This is a genomic window from Microbacterium phycohabitans, assembly GCF_032464935.1.
GTDB lineage: Bacteria > Actinomycetota > Actinomycetes > Actinomycetales > Microbacteriaceae > Microbacterium > Microbacterium phycohabitans.
In genome coordinates this window covers 618845-636449 of sequence record NZ_JAWDIT010000001.1, presented here as the reverse complement: position 1 = coordinate 636449, position 17605 = coordinate 618845, and the positions used below count along the sequence as shown (strand labels likewise).

Sequence of the window (17605 nt, the reverse complement as noted above, 5' to 3'; positions counted from 1 at the left end):
TTCTCACGCGGCCGTCTCGCCCGGCGCCAGGGCGGCGCGGGCGGTCTTGCCGAGGATGACGAAGTCGCCGAGGAGGGTCCAGTTCTCGACGTACGAGAGATCGAGACGGACCGATTCCTCCCACGAGAGCGAGGAACGCCCGCTGACCTGCCACAGCCCGGTGATGCCGGGCTTGGCGAGGAATCGGCGATGCACGTGATCGGCGTAGACCGCCACCTCGGAGGGCAGCGGGGGGCGCGGGCCGACGAGCGACATCGACCCGCCGATCACGTTGAACAGCTGGGGGAGCTCGTCGAGGCTGAACTTGCGCATGACACGCCCGATGGGGGTGACGCGGGGATCGTTCTTCATCTTGAAGAGCACCTCGTTGCCGGAGTCCCGCTCCTGCGCGGCGAGCTGCTCGAGGAGGTCTTCGGCGTTGACGACCATCGAGCGGAACTTGATCATCGTGAACTCGCGTCCACGGAACCCGATGCGGGTCTGACGGAAGAAGATCGGACCGTCGCTGGACAGGCGCACCGCGATCATGAGGAAGGCCAGCAGAGGACTCAGCAGGATGACGCCGACCGACGCGGCGACGAGGTCCACGCTGCGCTTGAGGAAGCTCTGCCCGCGGGAGAACTTCGGCGTCTCCACGTGGATGAGGGGGAGCCCCGCCACGGGACGCGTGTGCAGTCGGGGGCCGGCGATGTCGATGATGCTCGGGGCCAGCACGAGGTGCTGGCGGCCCGCTTCGAGGCTCCACGAGATCTGCTTGACCTTGTCGGCGGGCAGGTCGTCGGCGCTGGTGATCGCGACAGTGTCGGCACCTGTGACCTGCAGGGCGCGGGTGACGTCTCCCACGTGCCCCATCACCGGGATCTCGGTTCCGGGGATGACGTCGGCGATCTTGCCGTTGGGGACGCACGCGCCCACCACGCGATAGCCCGCGCTGGGCGAGCGGCCGAATTCGCGCGCGAGCTGGGTGACGGAGGGGAGCGACCCGACGAGCAGCACGTTCGCCGAGTACAGACCGCGCGAGCGCTGGGCCACCAGCCACTGCCGCCACATCCATCGCGTGAAGATCAGGACCAGGATGCCGAGGGGCAGGCTGATCAGGAGGTATCCGCGGGCGACGTCGATCTGCGTCAGGAAGGCGATGATCGCGACGGTCCCGAAGAGACGGAAGCTGGCGTCGGCGATGCGGACGTACTCCTGGGAGCCGGTCCCGATGACCCGGTCGCTGCGGGAGTCGACGAACGACAGCGCCCACATCCAGGTCACGATCAGGATGGCGGAGAAGACCCAGTACGAGAGGTCGCTGATCCGGCTGTCGCGACCGGTGGCGAGCTGCACGTTCCCCAGGCCGAACCAGAGCAGCTGCGTGCCGTAGACGACCCACGTGAGGGAGAAGAGATCGGTCAGCGCGAGGTTGAGACGGTAACGCCGCCGCCACGGATCGCGCTGGTACATCGGCGCCTGGGTCGGCGTCTCCCGCGGGGGTCGCGCAGTGAGCGGGTCCGCGTCCGCGTCCGCGGTCTCAGCGCTCATCTGAAGATCGGACGTCACGATGTGCAGCTCCTCCCCCCCCGGCCGGCGAGCCTTTCGGCTTACCCCGTGAACGATAACAGGCGAGAGTCACCCCATAAGTCACCCTGCGGCACTTGTCACGAGTCTGAAACACCGCGGCCGTCACCCGCTAACTCACCCGACACGTGAGACGAAGTCATCACAACAGCGCGGTCCGCCGCGCCCCTCACGCGCGGGCGGTGGCCCCGCGAGGGGCGCGTCCCCTACACTCGGGCAGCGGATCGGCCGACGCCGGCCGCCTGCGAGATTCCCCCCGCATCGCGGGATGCATGCCCACCCGCCTACCGGAGGAACCTGATGACCCGCGTCCCGCCGCCGCTCCTCGGCGCACGACGTGAGGGGTCGGCGGGTCTCATCGCCGCCTTGGCGATCGCGGCCGTTCTCCTCGTCGCCGTGGCGGCGGTCTTCGCGTTCGCGCTCCTGCGGCCCTCGGGAGATCCGGCGGCCATCGACGCCACCGCGTCTCCTTCCGCGGCGTCACCGTCGCCGTCTCCGTCGCCGACCCTCACGGGGTCGTCGGCCTCACCCTCGATCCCGACCCCGACTCCGACCGCGACGCCGACGCCCGCTCCGCCCACGTCACCGGCCGCCCAGGTCTGCGACGGGGCTCCCACTCTCCTCAGCTTCTGGGCACACCCGGACGACGACATCATCTTCGCCAACCCCACGATCTCGGACGCCATCGCCGCGGGCCAGTGCGTGCGGACCGTCTTCCTGACCGCGGGCGACGCCGGCAAGGGTATGGAGTACGTGCAGGCGCGGGAACTCGGCATCCTGCGCGCCTACAACGCCATGCGCGGGCAGGAGGGGCTCTGGCATGCCGACGACGTCACCCTCGACACCGGCCTGCACATCCGCCGACTCAGTCCCGACGGCGATCCGCGGATCTCGGTCGCCTACGTGCGACTGCCCGACGGCAACATCACGGACGGCGGCTTCTCCGAGACGGGCTTCGCCACCCTGAGCAAGCTGTACGACGGGGCGATCTCGTCGCTCGCCCCCGTGGACGGCGGCCCCGCGGTCGGTCGCGGGCAGGTCGTCGCGTCGATACGCGAGCTCGCGGATGCCGTCGGGCCGAGCGCGACGCTCACCCACATCCCGCGCGGCAGCGCCTTCGCCCCCGGCGATCACCCGGATCACTCGGTCGTCGGCGCTCTCGTGCGCGAAGCGCTCTCGTCGGACGCGGCGGTGGCCCCCGGCGTCCGGTATTTCGTCGGCTACCCGTCGGAGAACCTGCCCCGCAACCTCGAGGGAGCGGTGCTGGACCGCAAGGTCGACACGTACCGCATCTACACGCAGCAGGACAAGGTGATCCGTTGCGCGGACCGCTCGAACTGTCTCAAGACCCGCAAGTTCGGCGAGTGGCTGCAGCGTTCGTACCCGAAGAGCGAGGCCGAGCTCCAGCTCGGTTGATCACCCGTCGTCGGAGGCGAGCGCGTCCTCGACGGCCGCGCGCGCGTCGCGCTCGGCGATGATGTCGACGAAGTCCTTCACGGGGGCGTCCGCGTACTTGTCGACGGCCGCCACGGCTTCGTCGTGCACGACCTCCGCGGGGGCGTCGGGGAATCGCACCTGCACGCGCTCCTCGACGTCGGCGATGGTCTCGTCCTTGTCGAACCCTTCACTGCGCTGCGTCATGGCCCGCGCTCAGTGCTGGTACGTGCCGTGCAGGATCGCGCGGCCGAGCGTCTTGAACGCCAGGTTGAACGACACCACGGCGGGGCTCGCGTCCGCGTCGACACCGAGGGTCTCCTCGCCCACGGCGTGCACGACGAAGAAGTAGCGGTGGGGCTGGTCGCCCTGCGGGGGAGCGGCGCCCATGAACCCGCTCTCGCCGCCGTCGTTGCGCACGTGGAACGCGTTGCCGGGCAGGTCGCCGGAGGCGGCCCCCGTGGCGAGCTCGTTCACGTCCGCCGGGATGTCGACGAGGACCCAGTGCCAGAAGCCGCTCGGCGTCGGCGCGTCGGGATCGAAGCCGGTGACGACGAACGACTTCGTGCCCTCGGGGGCACCCGACCACCGGAGGTGCGGGGAGGTGTTGCCCTTCTCGGCCACCTGATCGTCCTTCAGCGGCTCACCGTTGACGACGTCGTCACTGGCCACGTCGAACGACGCGGTGGCGGGGAGGAGGGGATACGGATCGGGCGTCTGGGGGCGGGAGAGATCGACCATGCTCCGCACGATAGGACCCGTTCCCGACGTGCCGGCAGGGCTTGCGTCGCGGGTCGGCGGGGGTTAGCGATCAGTGGGACAGGGCGAGAAGGGAGCGGGCTGCATCGTGGCATCCGTCGGGGGTCGGCAGCCCGTAATCGACCTCGACGACCTCGCGCAGGTCGGCGGCCAGCTCGTCGACGCTCGGGGCGACCTCGAGGGCTTTCATGATCGGGAGGATCAGGTCGTCGTACTCGTCGTCGGGCCACCCGCGCCCGATCCGATGGACCCCGATCGGGTCCCAGTCGTTGAGGACGGCGCGGATGCGCAGGGCGACGGGCGACAGAGACCGCGGCGGTGAGGACGTCTGCATAAGGGCGAGTGTCGCCAGCGTTCTTAGGCGCGGGCTGAGCATCGGCCATGCGTGGGGTGGACCGGCCGGCCGCGCGCGGTCACCCGCGGGATGATCGAGGCGGTGACCGGTCCGCTCTGCCCGCGACGTCGCGCCGCCGCGGGGTTTCGCGCGCGGTGAGCGGCGTGCTTCGCGGTACCGTCGATGTGCGCCCGAGGGCGCGGGGGAACCCGTGCGCCCGAGGGCGCGGGGGAACCCGAACATCCGTCGCCGGGGGGCGCAACACAGGACGGAGTCGCCGTGAGTGACATCGACGAGCCATCGAGCGGCGACGGCGGTGCCGGACGCGACGCGCAGGACGGGGCCGGGGCGAGCCGCCGGCGCTCGATCTCGCGCCGATCGCTCGTGTTCGGGGGCCTCGCCGTCGGCGGTCTCGCTGCGATCGGCGGGGGCGCGTGGGCCTACCGCGAAATGCGGCGGTCGGACGGGCCCGACGGCACCTGGGTCAAGCTGAGTCCGATCGTCCCCCAGCCCCGCGACGCGCCGCGGGACGCGTCGCCCGCATTCGAGGAGCCGGGGGACGACTCCACGGTGGCGGTCTGGGCCCACGCCGATGACGACATCATCTTCGCCAACCCCCACCTCAGCGAGGTCATCGCCTCCGGAGCGACCCTGCGGACGATCTTCATCACCGCGGGCGACGCCGGGCGCGGCCTCGCCTACGCGCAGCAGCGCGAGGCGGGCATCCGCGCGGCCTACGACCAGATGCGCGGCAGCACGGCGCCGTGGGAGACGCGCGAGATCGCGCTGCTGAGCGGGGCCCGCGTCACGCGGTTCGTGCCGAGCGACGAGCCGCGTCTGTCGATCACGGTGCTGCGACTGCCGGACGGCAACCTGAGCGCGAAGGGCTTTCCCGCCACGGGAGGAGCGGGACTCACGCAGCTGATCAACGGCACCGTGCCGGCGCTCGCCCCCATCGACGACGGCCCCACCCTCGACGCCGCACGCCTCTCGGACACGGTCGCCGAGCTCATCCACGCGGGGCGGCCCGATCGCATCACGACGAACATCCCCCACGAGAGCGCCTTCGCGCGAGGCGACCACCCCGACCATTCGTGCGTCGGGTCGCTCGTGCGTGCCGTCGCGCCCACCGCCGGGGTGCCGGCGGAAGCGGTGACCTATTACATCGGGTATCCCTCGAAGCGGCAGCCGGTGAACGTGGTCGGAGCTCCGCTGGATGCGAAGGTCGACGTGTACCAGGTGTACGCGGCGCAGGATCCCGTCGTGACGTGCATCGATGAAACGGCCTGTCTCGCCCAGCCGGGCTTCGGCCAGTGGCTGCGCCGTTCCTATCCGAAGACCGAGGCCGAGCTCCAGCTCTCCTGACGTGCGGCGGGCGGGGTGGAGGCGCTGCACGCGACGACGCCGCCCGCAGGGAACGGGCGGCGTCGTACTGCCGGAGGCAGGCCCAGGACGAGGCGCGATACGTGGGGCTCAGCGCCCCGCCCCGGGAGTCGGGAGGTCAGTCCTCGGAGACGGTGACGGTCACCTCGATGTTGCCGCGCGTGGCGTTCGAGTAGGGGCACACCTGGTGCGCCTGGTCGGCGAGCTCCTGGGCGAGGTCGTGCTCGACGCCCGGGAGGACGACCTCGAGCAGCACGGCCAGCTGGTAGCCGCCCTGGCCGTTCGGGCCGATGTGGACGCGGCCGCCGACGGACGAGTCCTCGAGGGTGATCTTCCGGCCGCGCGCGACGGCGTGCAGGGCGCCGTGGAAGCAGGCGGCGTAGCCCGCGGCGAAGAGCTGCTCGGGGTTGGTGCCCGCGCCCGATCCGCCCATCTCCTTCGGGGGTGCGACCTCGAGGTCGATGTAGGGACCGGCCGTCACGTGGCCGGTGCGGCCGTGGCCGGTGGAAACGGCTTCTGCGGTGTAGAGAACGTCCATGAGTGTTCCTTTCTGGGGACGGAGGGGCGTCGTCGCGTCACGACGAACGGCGGGGCGCGCCCACGGCCGACAGGACGGTATCGGGGTGGTCGCGCAGGTCTTTCATCGCCTCGGTGAGCTGGTGCAAAGCGTCGATCAGCTCCCGTGCGCTGTCGGCGTCGGACAGACCCGCGCCGGCCGCGATGCAGCGGGGGACGTGGGACAGCTCTTCCCGCAGGCCGGCTCCTCGGGGCGTCAGCGACACGGAAACCACCCGCTCGTCGTCGGAGCGACGGGTCCGCTCGATGTAGCCCGCCGCTTCCATGCGGGCGAGCATCGGCGAGAGGGTGCCCGAGTCCAGCTGCAGCGCCTCGCCGAGGCTTTTGACCGTCTGATCGCCGTCGCCCCACAGGGTGACCAGGGCGATGTACTGCGGGTACGTGAGGTTCCACGGTTCGAGGAGGACGCGGTAGGCCTGCGTGGTCGTGCGGTTGGCGGCGTAGAGCGCGAAGCACACGAGGGCGTCGACGGCGGGCATGGAAGAACTGTTGCACACAATTTAATTGTGCACAACCGAATGTGCCGGACCGGAGCGAGTCGCTCTGTCAAGCCCTGCCATCGCCTCCGCTCCCGGGCGACGATGGGCGCATGATCCGCCGCAGCGACGCGAGCTTCACGGCGCCATCGGGTTTCCTCCCCGACGGCGACCGCGACCTGCTCGCCATCAACGGGCATCACTTCGAGCTGGGGGACTCTGTCGCCCCGCTCGGAGGCGACCTCGCCTGAGCCTCCATCCCGTCGACGGGCGACGCCCGACGGCGGGAGACGTTTGCGCGCGGGGCCGGAAGCCGAGGCTTGTCGGACGCTCAGTCGCGGGCCGCGGGTGCCGCGTCGTCGTCGTCGACGGGATGCCGGGTGACGAGCAGTTCGGCCACGCGTCGGCGGTCGACGGCGCTCACCTGGAGGGTGGCGCCGTCCACCTCCACGGTGTCGCCGACCCGGGCGAGACGGCCGAGCCGCTCGACGACGAATCCCGCGACGGTGTCGGATGCGCCCCGCGGGAGCGTCACCCCGGTCGCCTCCTCGAAGTCCTGCAGATTGAGTCGGCCCTCGACGGTGCCGTGCTCGCCCTCGGCAAGGGGCTGCTCGGCGGCGTCGTCGTACTCGTCGAAGATCTCGCCCACCACCTCCTCGACGAGGTCTTCGAGGGTCACGATGCCGTCGGTTCCCCCGTACTCGTCGACGACGACCGCGATGTGACTGCCCTCGGCGCGCATCGCGGTGAGGGTGGGAAGCACCCGCGCGGTCGACGGGATGTAGCGGATGTCGCGCATCACGGCGGTGAGGGGACGCGACGTGTCCTCGTAGAGGTCACGAACGTGTACGAATCCGACGACGTCGTCGATCGTGTGCTCAGCGACGGGGTAGCGCGAATAGGGCAGATCGCGTACACGCTCCACCGCCTCGGCGATCGAGCCGCCGGCATCCAGGGTGACGACCTCCGGGCGGGGTCGCATGACCTCGCTGACGTGGCGGTCGCGCAGCGACAGCACGTCGTCGAGGATGCGACGCTCGTCGGCGGGCAGGCCCTCGTGACTCGACACGATGTCGCGCAGCTCCTCCTCGGTGAGCTCCTCACCGGTCTTGTTCGGGTCGCCGCCGAGCAGACGCACGAGCACGTTGGTGGAGATCGACAGCAGCCAGATGACGGGCCGCATGAGGGTGGCGAAGCCGTTCAGCACCGGCGCGACGCCGTAGGCGAACGCCGCGTTGCGCTGGATCGCGAGCCGCTTGGGAACGAGCTCGCCCAGGACGAGGGAGAGGTAGGCGATGACCAGGGTGAGCGCGATGGTGGAGACCGTGGCCGCGACCGGCTCGTCGAGCCCCCACGCCGTGAAGAGCGGGGTCACCGACGGGGCGATCGACGAGGCGCCGTACGCGGCCGACGCGAAACCCGCGACCGTGACGCCGATCTGGACGGCGGAGAGGAAGGTGTTGGGGTTGCGCGCGAGGTCGGCCACCTTCTGCCCGCGCCGCCCGCGCGCCGCGAGGGCGTTCACCTGGCTCTCGCGCAGCGTCACCAGGGCCATCTCGGTCGCGGCGAACACCCCGCCGATGAGCACGAAGACCACGACCAGCACGATGTTCAGCGCGAGGTCGTTCATCGCTCGCCCGCCTTCGTCGCGATGCGTCCGGCACCCGGGGTCACCCGGGCGCTCGGACTATGACCGTCGGCGTCGAGAGCGTGGCACATGCGGCGAGTGTAATGAGAGGGGGCCATCCCCACGGATGCCGGCTCCGGGCTTGCGCACCCACCCCTGCTTCTGCTGCCTCAGCGCACGCTGCCGTCGACACCCGACACGCGGACCGTCGTGCCTCCGGCGATCTCGACCTTCCACACGGGAGCGCCGTCCTCCTGCTCGAGGACGGCCTCCTCGACCCGTGCCCCACCGGAGGCCCGCGTCGCGGCGATGCGGATGGCATCCGCAAGGGTGGTCGTGGTCGCCTGGAGAGCGGCGGAGTCGTCCGCATCGAGTCTCTCGGAGCCGTCGGAGGACTCCGCGCGGGTACCGTCGGTGCTGACCTGGACCTCGACCTCCTGATCGCCGACGGCGACGTGCACCTCCCACCGGTCGTCATCCGCGTCGAGCGCGAACGCACGGCCACCGGCGTCGGATTCGGCCGTGGTGACGGCGCGGACGGCATCCTGATCGGTGGGGGTGAGGGATCCGCCGCCACCGCCGAAGGGGGCGCAGGCGCTGAGCGCGAGGACCGTGACAGCGGACAGGGCGACGGCGAGGGAGCGGGTCGAGGCCATGGCGCGAGGCTAGCGATGCGCGAACGGACCGCCGGAGTGCTTGCATCGCGGCGTCGCGTGTGCGTTCCCCGGCGGGCCGAGCGATACCAATTCTCGACGCGATCGTCAACGGCGGGCCTCCGGTCAGGTGCAGGGCGAACCATGGCGGCCATGAGCGAGATCACCGCACACCATGGACTTCTGACCGACATCGACCTCCACGTCGACGACACCGGCGGATCGGGTCGCCCCGTCGTGCTGATCCACGGCTGGCCCCTGTCGGGCGAGTCGTGGGCGCACCAGGTTCCGGCCCTCGAAGCGGCCGGCCACCGGGTCGTGACCTACGACCGCCGCGGCTTCGGCCGGAGCGACAAGCCCCGCACCGGGTACGACTACGACACGTTCGCCGACGACCTTCAGGCCGTACTGGAGGCGCTCGACCTGCGGGATGCCACGCTGGTGGGCTTCTCGATGGGCGGCGGCGAAGTGGCGCGCTACCTCACGCGCCACGGCGCGGACCGCGTGCACAGCGTCGTCTTCGCAGCGGCCGTCCCGCCGTACCTGGCCCAGACCGACGACAACCCCGAGGGGCCCCTCGACGACGACACCGCCGACGGGATGAAGCAGGGACTCACGGACGACGAGAAGGCGTTCTATCACCAGTTCACGACCGACTTCTTCTCGGTGAACGGCGAGCTCGTCGTCGCGCCCGAGGAGCAGGCCGAGGCGGAGCGCCTCGCGAACCAGGCCGATCACCACGCCGCCCTGAAGTCGATGGAGGCCTTCGCCACGACCGATTTCCGCGCGGACCTGCCGAACGTCGGTGTGCCCGCTCTGATCATCCACGGCGACAGCGACGCCACCGTGCCGTTCGAGGGCTCGGGCAAGCGCACGCACGAGGCCATCGCCGGGAGCGAACTGCACGTGGTCGCCGGAGCGCCGCACGGCGTCAACGTGAGTCACGCCGACGAGTTCAACCGTGTGCTCATCGACTTCCTGAAGCGCTGACCCGCTCGGCGCGCCCCACTCTCGCCCGCATCCGCGGGGGACGCGCCGGCCGATCCGATGCCCCGTCACCGCCCGGTGACGGGGCATCGGTGCGTGATGACAGCGGGGGTGAATCGCCGAGCCGCACGTCCGCATTCGCCCGGCGGGTCCGCTGAGACCCGTTCGGACGCGACCTAACGTGACCGCCATGTCCGACGCCGCCGACGCCTCCACTCGCGGGATGCAGCGGCGACGGCGCAGCCGTCCGCGGCCCTGGCGCGAGGGGCGCTCGACGACGCGGCGGTGGAACCTCGAACTGCTGGCGTGGGCCGTCTGCGCGCTCGGTGCGGGTGCTCTGGCCGGGCGGGCGGCATCCGTCCTCCTTCCGCCCGAGACGGCGGAGGGGGGTGCGCGGGCCGTCGTGTGGGTTGCTCTCGGAGTGCCGATCGCCCTGGCCTTCTCTCGGTCCCGGCCCCGCGGGCTGCTGCGCGTTCGCCTGATCGACGTGGTCTACGGGATCGTCTTCGGTGTCGCTCTGCGCATCGTGCAGGGGGCCCTCGCGGAGACCGGGGGAGTGCCGGCCGCCTGGCCCTCGACCGTCTCGACGGGAGGATCCCTGCCCGAGTCGTTCGTCGCGGACGCCCTCGCCGACTCGGTCGTCGCGGCGGTGACGGAGGAGTTCTTCTTCCGGGGGGTCGTGCTGGTGTGCGCCTTTGCGCTCGTGAGGCGGCTGAGCGGGCGGGTGCCCGCCGCGATCGCCGCCGTCGCCTTCTCCACGGCTCTGTTCGTCGTCGCCCACCGGCTCACGTCGCATCAGGGCGGCGTCGACTCGATCGCGCTCGCCGCGGTCGGCGTCGTGACCGGGACGTTCGTGATGGCGACCGGACGCATATGGCCGGCGGTCGCGGTGCACGTGGTCTTCAACGCCACGGGATACGCTCTGCTGGCGGCGGGCGCCCTGCTCTCCTAGCGCGGTCCCGCGGGGCGTCACGGGAGCCCGCCCCCTCGTCGTCGCCGTCCCCGTTTGGCGATGGCATCCGGATGCCGTAGTCTTGCTCTTTGGTGCCCGCCTCCCTGCGAGCGGGACGCCCGAACGTGAGCCCTCCACCGGCCCTGTTCCCCCGTCATCGGCGGGGCAACGGACCACCGGAGCGGGATTCACGAACTCCTCCGTTCGATCAAGAAAGCAGCACTACTGTGACGCGCACTTTCACCCCCAAGGCCGCTGAGGTCACGCGCGAGTGGGTCGTTATCGACGCCACCGACGTCGTTCTCGGCCGCCTGGCCTCGCACGCGGCGGTCCTCCTCCGCGGCAAGCACAAGGCGACCTTCGCCAACCACATCGACTCCGGCGACTTCGTCATCGTCATCAACGCGGAGAAGGTGGCCCTCACGGGTCAGAAGCTCACGCAGAAGAAGGCGTACCGCCACTCGGGCTTCCCGGGCGGTCTGAAGTCCGTCACCTACGACGAACTCCTCGAGAAGAACCCCGTCCGCGCGGTCGAGAAGGCCATCCGCGGCATGCTGCCCAAGAACAGCCTCGGCGCGGCGCAGCTCAAGAAGCTCAAGGTCTACCGCGGCGCCGAGCACCCCCACGGTGCCCAGCAGCCCACGGCATACACCTTCGACCAGGTCGCCCAGTAAGCGCCGCCGGATAAGGACGAAACAGTGTCGAACATCGACTCCAGCAACTACAGCACCGAGACGCCGGCCGAGCAGTCGGTCGTCGCTGCCGAGCGCCCCGTGCTCTCGGTTCCCGGCGCAGCCGTGGGCCGCCGCAAGCAGGCCATCGCCCGCGTGCGCCTCATCCCCGGTTCGGGCACGATCACGGTCAACGGCCGCACGATCGAGGACTACTTCCCGAACAAGCTGCACCAGCAGCTGATCAACGACCCGTTCACGGTGCTCGAGCTCGCGGGCTCGTACGACGTGATCGCGCGCATCTCCGGTGGCGGCCCCTCGGGTCAGGCCGGCGCGCTGCGCCTGGGCATCGCCCGTGCGCTCAACGAGATCGACGCCGAGAACAACCGCCCGACCCTGAAGAAGGCCGGCTTCCTCTCGCGCGACGCTCGCGTCAAGGAGCGCAAGAAGGCCGGTCTCAAGAAGGCCCGCAAGGCGCCTCAGTACTCCAAGCGCTGAGTTCGACTCTCCGTATGCCTCTTTTCGGCACGGACGGGGTGCGGGGGCTGGCCAACGGCCTCCTCACCGCCGAACTCGCGCTGCACCTGGCCCAGGCGACTGCTGTCGTCCTGGGCCAGGGCCGTTCTGCGGAGGCGCGCAAAGCGGAAGGCCGTCGGTTGACGGCCGTCGTCGCGCGCGATCCCCGGGTGTCGGGGGAGTTCCTCGCCGCCGCTGTCGCCGCAGGACTCGCCTCCTCCGGCGTCGACGTGCTCGACGCCGGGGTGATCCCGACCCCCGCCACGGCCTTCCTGATCGCGGATCACGACGCGGACTTCGGCGTGATGGTGTCGGCGTCGCACAACCCGGCCCCCGACAACGGCATCAAGATCTTCGCGCGCGGGGGGACGAAGCTCCCCGACATCGTCGAGCAGCGCATCGAGCACGCCCTCGAGGGTGAGCGTCTGCAGCCCACCGGCGCGGGCGTCGGACGCATCCGGCGCTTCGCCGACGCGGAGGACCGCTACGTGCTGCACCTGCTGGGCTCCCTCCCGCACCGCCTCGACGGCCTCCACGTGGTGCTCGACTGCGCGCACGGTGCGGCGGCCGGGGTGTCGCCCGAGACGTTCAAGGACGCCGGTGCGCAGGTGACCGTCATCGGCGCCGAGCCGGACGGTTTGAACATCAACGACGGCGTGGGCTCGACCCACCTCGACGTGCTCGCGGAGGCGGTGGTGCGCCTCGGCGCCGACGTCGGCATCGCCCACGACGGCGACGCGGACCGGTGCCTCGCGGTCGACGCCGAGGGCAAGGTGGTCGACGGAGACCAGATCATGGCGATCCTCGCGGTGGCGATGAAGGAGCGCGGCGCGCTCGTCGACGACACCCTGGTGGCGACGGTCATGAGCAACCTCGGCCTCCATCGCGCGATGGCCGATCACGGCATCCGCGTGCTGCAGACGGGCGTCGGCGACCGCTATGTGCTCGAAGCCATGAACGAGGGGGGCTACTCCCTCGGTGGCGAGCAGTCGGGCCACGTGATCATGAGCGAGTTCGCCACCACCGGCGACGGACTGCTCACCGGTCTGCACCTCGTGGCCGAGATGGCGCGGCAGGGCAAGACCCTCGCGGAGCTGGCGTCGCTGATGACGGTGTACCCGCAGGTGCTGGTGAACGTCCGCGGCGTCGATCGCGACGGCGTCGCCGACGAGGTCGTGCAGCGCGAGGTCGCGGCATCCACCGCCGAACTCGGCGACTCCGGTCGCGTGCTGCTGCGCGCCTCGGGCACCGAGCCGCTGGTGCGGGTCATGGTCGAGGCGGCGTCGGAGGACGTCGCCCGCGCCCACGCCGACCGGCTCGCCGAGGTCGTGCGCGAGCGCCTGGCGCTCTAGCGCCCGCCGGTTCGACAGGCCCAGGGACCCCGTGCGGGGTGCCTGGGCCTTCGTCGTCGGTGGGTGCGGGTGGGCGTCCGGGGGCGGTGTCCGGTCCCTTCGACGGGCTCAGGGACCTCGGTCGGTGGGCCGGTCCCGGGCGGGCGTCCGGGGCGGGGTCCGGTCCCTTCGACGGGCTCAGGGACCTCGCTTCGGTGGTCCGGCCTGGGTCGGTGGGCGGGTCCCGGTCGGTGCGGAGAGGCCCGTCGGGGGCGCGACGGGGCGCGGGGTCAGTACTCGAGCGCCTCGATGTAGCGCAGCAGCACGCCCTCGCGCAGCGCCCACGGGGAGACCTCGAGCTCCTCGACGTCCATGGCCTTCATCGCCCGCTCGACGACGATGGCCGCGGCGACGATCTGGAACGTCCGGTCGGCGGTGATGCCCGGCAGGGCCTCGCGCGCGTCGGCCGGGATGCGCGCGAGTCGCGGGATCCAGTCCTTCAGCTCCTTGCGCGGCAGCACCATGCGGTCGATCCCCGACCAGCCGGGCACCGGGTATCCGGCGAGCTTGGCGAGCGAACGGATGGCCTTCGACGACCCGATGACGTGGTCGGGGCGGGGGAGCGCGGCGAAGCGCTCGGCCACGGGCGCGAGGACGGATGCCGCGTGCTGGCGCAGCGCGTCGATCTCGGCGTCGCTCGGGGGATCGTGCGGCAGGAACTGCACCGTCGAGCGTCCGGCGCCCAGCGGCACCGATTCGGCGAGATCGGGCAGCTCGTCGGCGCCGCCCGCGATCTCGAGCGAGCCGCCGCCGATGTCGAACAGCAGGATCTGGCCGGCCGACCACCCGAACCAGCGCCGGACGGCGAGGTAGGTGAAGCGTGCCTCGGTCTCGCCGCCGAGCACCTGCAGGGGCTGGGCGAGTGCCTCCTCGATCAGGGCGATGACCTCTTCGCCGTTCGTCGCATCGCGCACCGCGGACGTCGCGGTGGCGAGCAGTTCGTCGACCCCCTCGGCGCGGGCGCGCTCGCAGGCGGCGGTCACGGCATCCACGAGGCCCTGTACGCCCTCGGGGGAGATCGACCCGTCGGGCAGCAGGTAGCGCATGAGGCGCAGGACCGAGCGGTGCGAGGTGGTGGCCGTGGGGCGACCCCCGGCGCGCGCGTTCGCGACGAGCAGGTGGACGGTGTTGGAACCGATGTCGAGGACTCCGAGGCGCACGGTCCGAGCGTAGTGGGGGACCGGCGCGTCGTCGGCGGGGGCGGATCCGGATGCCGCGGGCACAGCCCGCCGGCGCGGTCGGCTGCTTGGCGGCGCGACGGCGCACCGCCGGTAGCATGAGCGGGTGTCCGCCGCCGAGACAGCCGCTCCTGCACCGTCGCTGAGCCCCTACCGTCAGATCGACCGCGACGACTGGGCCCGTATGGCCGGCGGAATCGCGCAGCCGCTCACCGAGAACGAGATCGTGCAGTTGCGCGGCATCGGCGACCGACTCGACCCGCGCGAAGTGGCGGAGGTGTACCTGCCGCTCAGCCGCCTGCTCAGCCTGTACGCCCGGGCCACGCGTCGCCTCGGAGCCGACACGAGCGAGTTCCTCGGCGAACCGGATGCCACGACCCCCTTCGTCATCGGGGTCGCGGGATCGGTCGCGGTCGGCAAGTCCACGATCGCCCGCCTCCTGCGCGAGTTGATGAGCCGTTGGCCCGACACCCCGCGCGTCGAGCTGGTCACCACCGACGGGTTCCTGTACCCGAACGCCGAGCTCGAGCGCCGCGGGCTGATGGATCGCAAGGGCTTCCCCGAGTCGTACGACCGCCGGGCCCTCGTGGAGTTCCTGAGCGAGGTCAAATCCGGTGCCGAAGAGGCGCGGGCGCCGTTCTATTCGCACGTGCGGTACGACATCATGCCCGACGCGCACGTGAGCGTGCACCGTCCCGATGTCGTGATCGTCGAGGGGCTGAACGTGCTCCAGCCGCCGCCGTCGCCGAACGAGGTCGCGGTGAGCGATCTGTTCGACTTCTCGATCTACGTGGATGCCGACGCCGCCCACATCGAGCGCTGGTATGTCGAGCGCTTCCTCGCGCTGCGCGACAACGCCTTCACCAACCCGACCTCCTTCTTCCGCGTCTTCGCCGACATCAGCGACGAGGAAGCGGTGGAACGCGCCCTGGGCTACTGGCGCGACATCAACCTGCCCAACCTCGAGGAGAACGTGCTGCCCACGCGCCACCGCGCCAAGCTCGTGCTGCAGAAGGGCGCCGACCACACCGTCGAGTCGGTGCTGCTGCGCAAGCTCTGAGCCGGCTCCGCGTCCTCGCGCGAACGGCACCCCGCGCCGAGCGGATCGGCGTCCGTCGCGGCACGGGCGGCGGCGGCGGGGTTCACCCAGCCCCGCCGCGTAGACTCGGGGACCATGTGCGGAATCATCGGTTACGTGGGTCCTCGGCAGAGCCAGGACATCCTTCTGGCGGGTCTGTCGCGTCTGGAGTATCGGGGCTACGACTCCGCCGGCATCGCCGTGATCGACGGTGAGGGTGCTCTCGGGATGCGCAAGCGCGCCGGCAAGCTCGCGGTGCTGCGCGACGACCTCGAGACCTCGCCGATGCCCAACGGCACGACCGGCATCGGACACACCCGCTGGGCGACGCACGGCGGCCCCACCGACGCCAACGCGCACCCGCACCTGGCCGACGACGACAAGCTCGCCGTCATCCACAACGGCATCATCGAGAACTTCGCCGAGCTCAAGAGCGAGCTCGTCGGCGAGGGCTTCACCTTCCGCAGCGAGACCGACACCGAGGTCGCGGCGGTCATGATCGGGCGCGAGTACGCCCGCTCGAAAGACCTCGTCGCCGCCTTCCGCGCCGTGGTCTCGCGCCTCGAGGGCGCCTACACGCTGCTCGCGATGCACGAGGACCACCCCGGTCTCGTCGTCGGTGCGCGCCGCAACTCGCCGCTGGTGATCGGCCTCGGCGAGGGCGAGAACTTCCTCGGCTCCGATGTCGCCGCCTTCGTCGAGCACACCCGCAACGCCCTCGCCATCGGCCAGGACGAGATCGTCGCGATCACCCCCGACGGCGTCGAGGTCACCGACTTCTCCGGCGCCCCCGTCGAGGTCGAGGCCTTCGAAGTCACGTGGGACGCCTCCGCGGCGGAGAAGGGCGGCTGGTCGTCGTTCATGGCCAAGGAGGTCTCCGAGGAGCCCGAGGCCGTCGCCAACACCATCCGCGGCCGCATCCACGAGGGCCGCGTCGAGATCCCCGAGCTCGAGGGACTCGACGACTTCCTCGCCGACATCGACCGCATCCTCGTCATCGCCTGCGGCACCGCCGCCTACGCCGGCATGGTCGGCAAGTACGCGCTCGAGACGTGGACGCGCGTGCCCGTCGACGTTGAGCTCGCGCACGAGTTCCGCTACCGCGACCCGGTGCTCTCGCCCCGCACGCTCGTCGTGTCGATCAGCCAGTCGGGCGAGACCATGGACACCCTCATGGCCGTCAAGTACGCCCGCTCCCGCGGTGCGAAGACGCTCTCGATCTGCAATACGCAGGGCGCCACGATCCCGCGCGAGTCGGATGCCATCGTCTACACGCACGCCGGCCCCGAGGTCGCCGTGGCCTCGACGAAGGCGTTCGTCGCGCAGATCACCGCGCTCTACCTGCTCGCCCTGCACGTCGGGCGGGTGCGCGGAGCGATCGACCCCGTCGTCGCCGTCGAGGCCGTCACCGAGCTCGAGGCGGTGCCCGGGAAGATCGCGCGCGTGCTCGAATCGGAGCAGACCCGCATCGAGCAGCTCGCGCACTGGATGGCCGACACCCGCTCGGTGCTCTTCCTCGGCCGCAACGTCGGCTACCCGATCGCGCTGGAGGGCGCGCTGAAGCTCAAGGAGCTCGCGTACATCCACGCCGAGGGCTTCGCCGCCGGCGAGCTCAAGCACGGTCCGATCGCCCTGATCGAGCCCGGTCAGCCGGTGTTCGTGGTCGTGCCGAGCCCCCGTGGCTCGGGCGAGATGCACAAGAAGGTCGTCTCGAACATCGAGGAGATCCGCGCACGCGGTGCCCGCGTTATCGCGATCGCGGAGGAGGGCGACGTCGCCGTGCTCCCCGCCGCCGACGAGGTGCTGCGCATCCCGCTCGCGGCTCCCCTCTTCGAGCCGCTGCTCGCCGTCGTGCCGCTGCACATCTTCGCGATGGGGCTGGCGGAGGCCAAGGGTCTCGACGTCGACCAGCCGCGCAACCTGGCGAAGTCGGTGACGGTCGAGTAACACCGCTGATCGCGAGGGGCCGGATGCCATGGCATCCGGCCCCTTCGTCGTCTCTGCTCGAGACGGTCGCTCGGGCG

19 protein-coding genes are annotated in these 17605 nt (G+C 71.0%); 10 read left to right on the top strand and 9 right to left on the bottom strand.

Annotated features, from left to right (window positions below; translation table 11 throughout):
- Nucleotides 1–3: 3 nt before the first annotated feature.
- Nucleotides 4–1530, bottom strand: a complete 1527-nt coding sequence (locus tag RWH44_RS02980; protein ID WP_316003422.1) for a sugar transferase — start codon at nt 1528–1530, stop codon at nt 4–6.
- A gap of 336 nt (nt 1531–1866) precedes the next feature.
- On the opposite strand from RWH44_RS02980, the gene RWH44_RS02975 reads away from it, so the two are divergent.
- Nucleotides 1867–2982: a PIG-L family deacetylase gene (locus RWH44_RS02975; protein ID WP_316003421.1), complete on the top strand. Its 1116-nt coding sequence runs from the start codon at nt 1867–1869 to the stop codon at nt 2980–2982.
- Here RWH44_RS02975 and RWH44_RS02970 read toward each other — a convergent pair whose 3' ends face one another.
- The 3 genes from RWH44_RS02970 to RWH44_RS02960 all read right to left on the bottom strand — a co-directional run bounded on the left by RWH44_RS02970 (nt 2983) and on the right by RWH44_RS02960 (nt 4093).
- Nucleotides 2983–3207 carry a three-helix bundle dimerization domain-containing protein gene (locus tag RWH44_RS02970; RefSeq protein ID WP_316003420.1) on the bottom strand — a complete coding sequence of 75 codons (225 nt, stop codon included), beginning with the start codon at nt 3205–3207 and terminating at the stop codon, nt 2983–2985. It lies immediately after the preceding gene.
- A 9-nt stretch (nt 3208–3216) separates the two neighbouring features.
- A complete protein-coding gene (locus RWH44_RS02965; RefSeq protein WP_316003419.1) occupies nt 3217–3741 on the bottom strand; it encodes a YbhB/YbcL family Raf kinase inhibitor-like protein in 525 nt (174 codons plus the stop codon).
- Between the two features lie 70 nt (nt 3742–3811).
- On the bottom strand, nt 3812–4093 hold the full coding sequence (locus RWH44_RS02960) for a hypothetical protein (protein WP_316003418.1): 282 nt from the start codon (nt 4091–4093) through the stop codon (nt 3812–3814).
- Between the two features lie 279 nt (nt 4094–4372).
- Here RWH44_RS02960 and RWH44_RS02955 point away from each other — a divergent pair, with 279 nt between their 5' ends.
- Nucleotides 4373–5458 (top strand): PIG-L family deacetylase, encoded by a 1086-nt coding sequence (locus RWH44_RS02955; RefSeq protein ID WP_316003417.1) that lies wholly within the window; start codon nt 4373–4375, stop codon nt 5456–5458.
- Nucleotides 5459–5594: 136 nt separating this feature from the next.
- Here RWH44_RS02955 and RWH44_RS02950 read toward each other — a convergent pair whose 3' ends face one another.
- Both RWH44_RS02950 and RWH44_RS02945 read right to left on the bottom strand, forming a co-directional pair.
- Nucleotides 5595–6014: an organic hydroperoxide resistance protein gene (locus RWH44_RS02950; protein WP_316003416.1), complete on the bottom strand. Its 420-nt coding sequence runs from the start codon at nt 6012–6014 to the stop codon at nt 5595–5597.
- Between the two features lie 37 nt (nt 6015–6051).
- The gene (locus tag RWH44_RS02945) at nt 6052–6531 is read right to left on the bottom strand and encodes a MarR family winged helix-turn-helix transcriptional regulator (RefSeq protein ID WP_316003415.1); all 480 of its coding nucleotides are present in this window, start codon (nt 6529–6531) and stop codon (nt 6052–6054) included.
- A gap of 110 nt (nt 6532–6641) precedes the next feature.
- Between RWH44_RS02945 and RWH44_RS02940 the strand changes: the two genes are divergently transcribed.
- Nucleotides 6642–6779 (top strand): hypothetical protein, encoded by a 138-nt coding sequence (locus tag RWH44_RS02940; RefSeq protein ID WP_298871290.1) that lies wholly within the window; start codon nt 6642–6644, stop codon nt 6777–6779.
- 80 nt (nt 6780–6859) lie between these two features.
- Here RWH44_RS02940 and RWH44_RS02935 read toward each other — a convergent pair whose 3' ends face one another.
- Complete coding sequence (locus tag RWH44_RS02935; protein ID WP_316003414.1) at nt 6860–8158, bottom strand: hemolysin family protein; 1299 nt, start codon at nt 8156–8158, stop codon at nt 6860–6862.
- A 167-nt stretch (nt 8159–8325) separates the two neighbouring features.
- Nucleotides 8326–8811: a PepSY domain-containing protein gene (locus tag RWH44_RS02930; protein ID WP_316003413.1), complete on the bottom strand. Its 486-nt coding sequence runs from the start codon at nt 8809–8811 to the stop codon at nt 8326–8328.
- A 150-nt stretch (nt 8812–8961) separates the two neighbouring features.
- Between RWH44_RS02930 and RWH44_RS02925 the strand changes: the two genes are divergently transcribed.
- The 5 genes from RWH44_RS02925 (at nt 8962) to glmM (ending at nt 13286) form a co-directional block, all read left to right on the top strand.
- Nucleotides 8962–9798 (top strand): alpha/beta fold hydrolase, encoded by an 837-nt coding sequence (locus RWH44_RS02925; RefSeq protein ID WP_298871299.1) that lies wholly within the window; start codon nt 8962–8964, stop codon nt 9796–9798.
- Nucleotides 9799–9985: 187 nt separating this feature from the next.
- The gene (locus tag RWH44_RS02920; protein WP_316003412.1) at nt 9986–10747 is read left to right on the top strand and encodes a CPBP family intramembrane glutamic endopeptidase; all 762 of its coding nucleotides are present in this window, start codon (nt 9986–9988) and stop codon (nt 10745–10747) included.
- Between the two features lie 227 nt (nt 10748–10974).
- Complete coding sequence (gene rplM, locus RWH44_RS02915; RefSeq protein ID WP_094734663.1) at nt 10975–11421, top strand: 50S ribosomal protein L13; 447 nt, start codon at nt 10975–10977, stop codon at nt 11419–11421.
- 24 nt (nt 11422–11445) lie between these two features.
- Nucleotides 11446–11916, top strand: coding sequence for a 30S ribosomal protein S9 (rpsI, locus tag RWH44_RS02910; RefSeq protein WP_298871314.1), 471 nt, complete (start codon nt 11446–11448; stop codon nt 11914–11916).
- Nucleotides 11917–11930: 14 nt separating this feature from the next.
- The gene (glmM, locus tag RWH44_RS02905; RefSeq protein WP_298871316.1) at nt 11931–13286 is read left to right on the top strand and encodes a phosphoglucosamine mutase; all 1356 of its coding nucleotides are present in this window, start codon (nt 11931–11933) and stop codon (nt 13284–13286) included.
- A gap of 269 nt (nt 13287–13555) precedes the next feature.
- On the opposite strand, the gene RWH44_RS02900 is transcribed toward glmM, so the two are convergent.
- Nucleotides 13556–14485 (bottom strand): Ppx/GppA phosphatase family protein, encoded by a 930-nt coding sequence (locus RWH44_RS02900; protein WP_316003411.1) that lies wholly within the window; start codon nt 14483–14485, stop codon nt 13556–13558.
- Nucleotides 14486–14609: 124 nt separating this feature from the next.
- Here RWH44_RS02900 and coaA point away from each other — a divergent pair, with 124 nt between their 5' ends.
- Complete coding sequence (gene coaA, locus RWH44_RS02895) at nt 14610–15563, top strand: type I pantothenate kinase (protein ID WP_298871319.1); 954 nt, start codon at nt 14610–14612, stop codon at nt 15561–15563.
- Nucleotides 15564–15677: 114 nt separating this feature from the next.
- Complete coding sequence (gene glmS / locus RWH44_RS02890) at nt 15678–17528, top strand: glutamine--fructose-6-phosphate transaminase (isomerizing) (protein WP_298871323.1); 1851 nt, start codon at nt 15678–15680, stop codon at nt 17526–17528.
- The last annotated feature ends 77 nt before the right edge of the window (nt 17529–17605 follow it).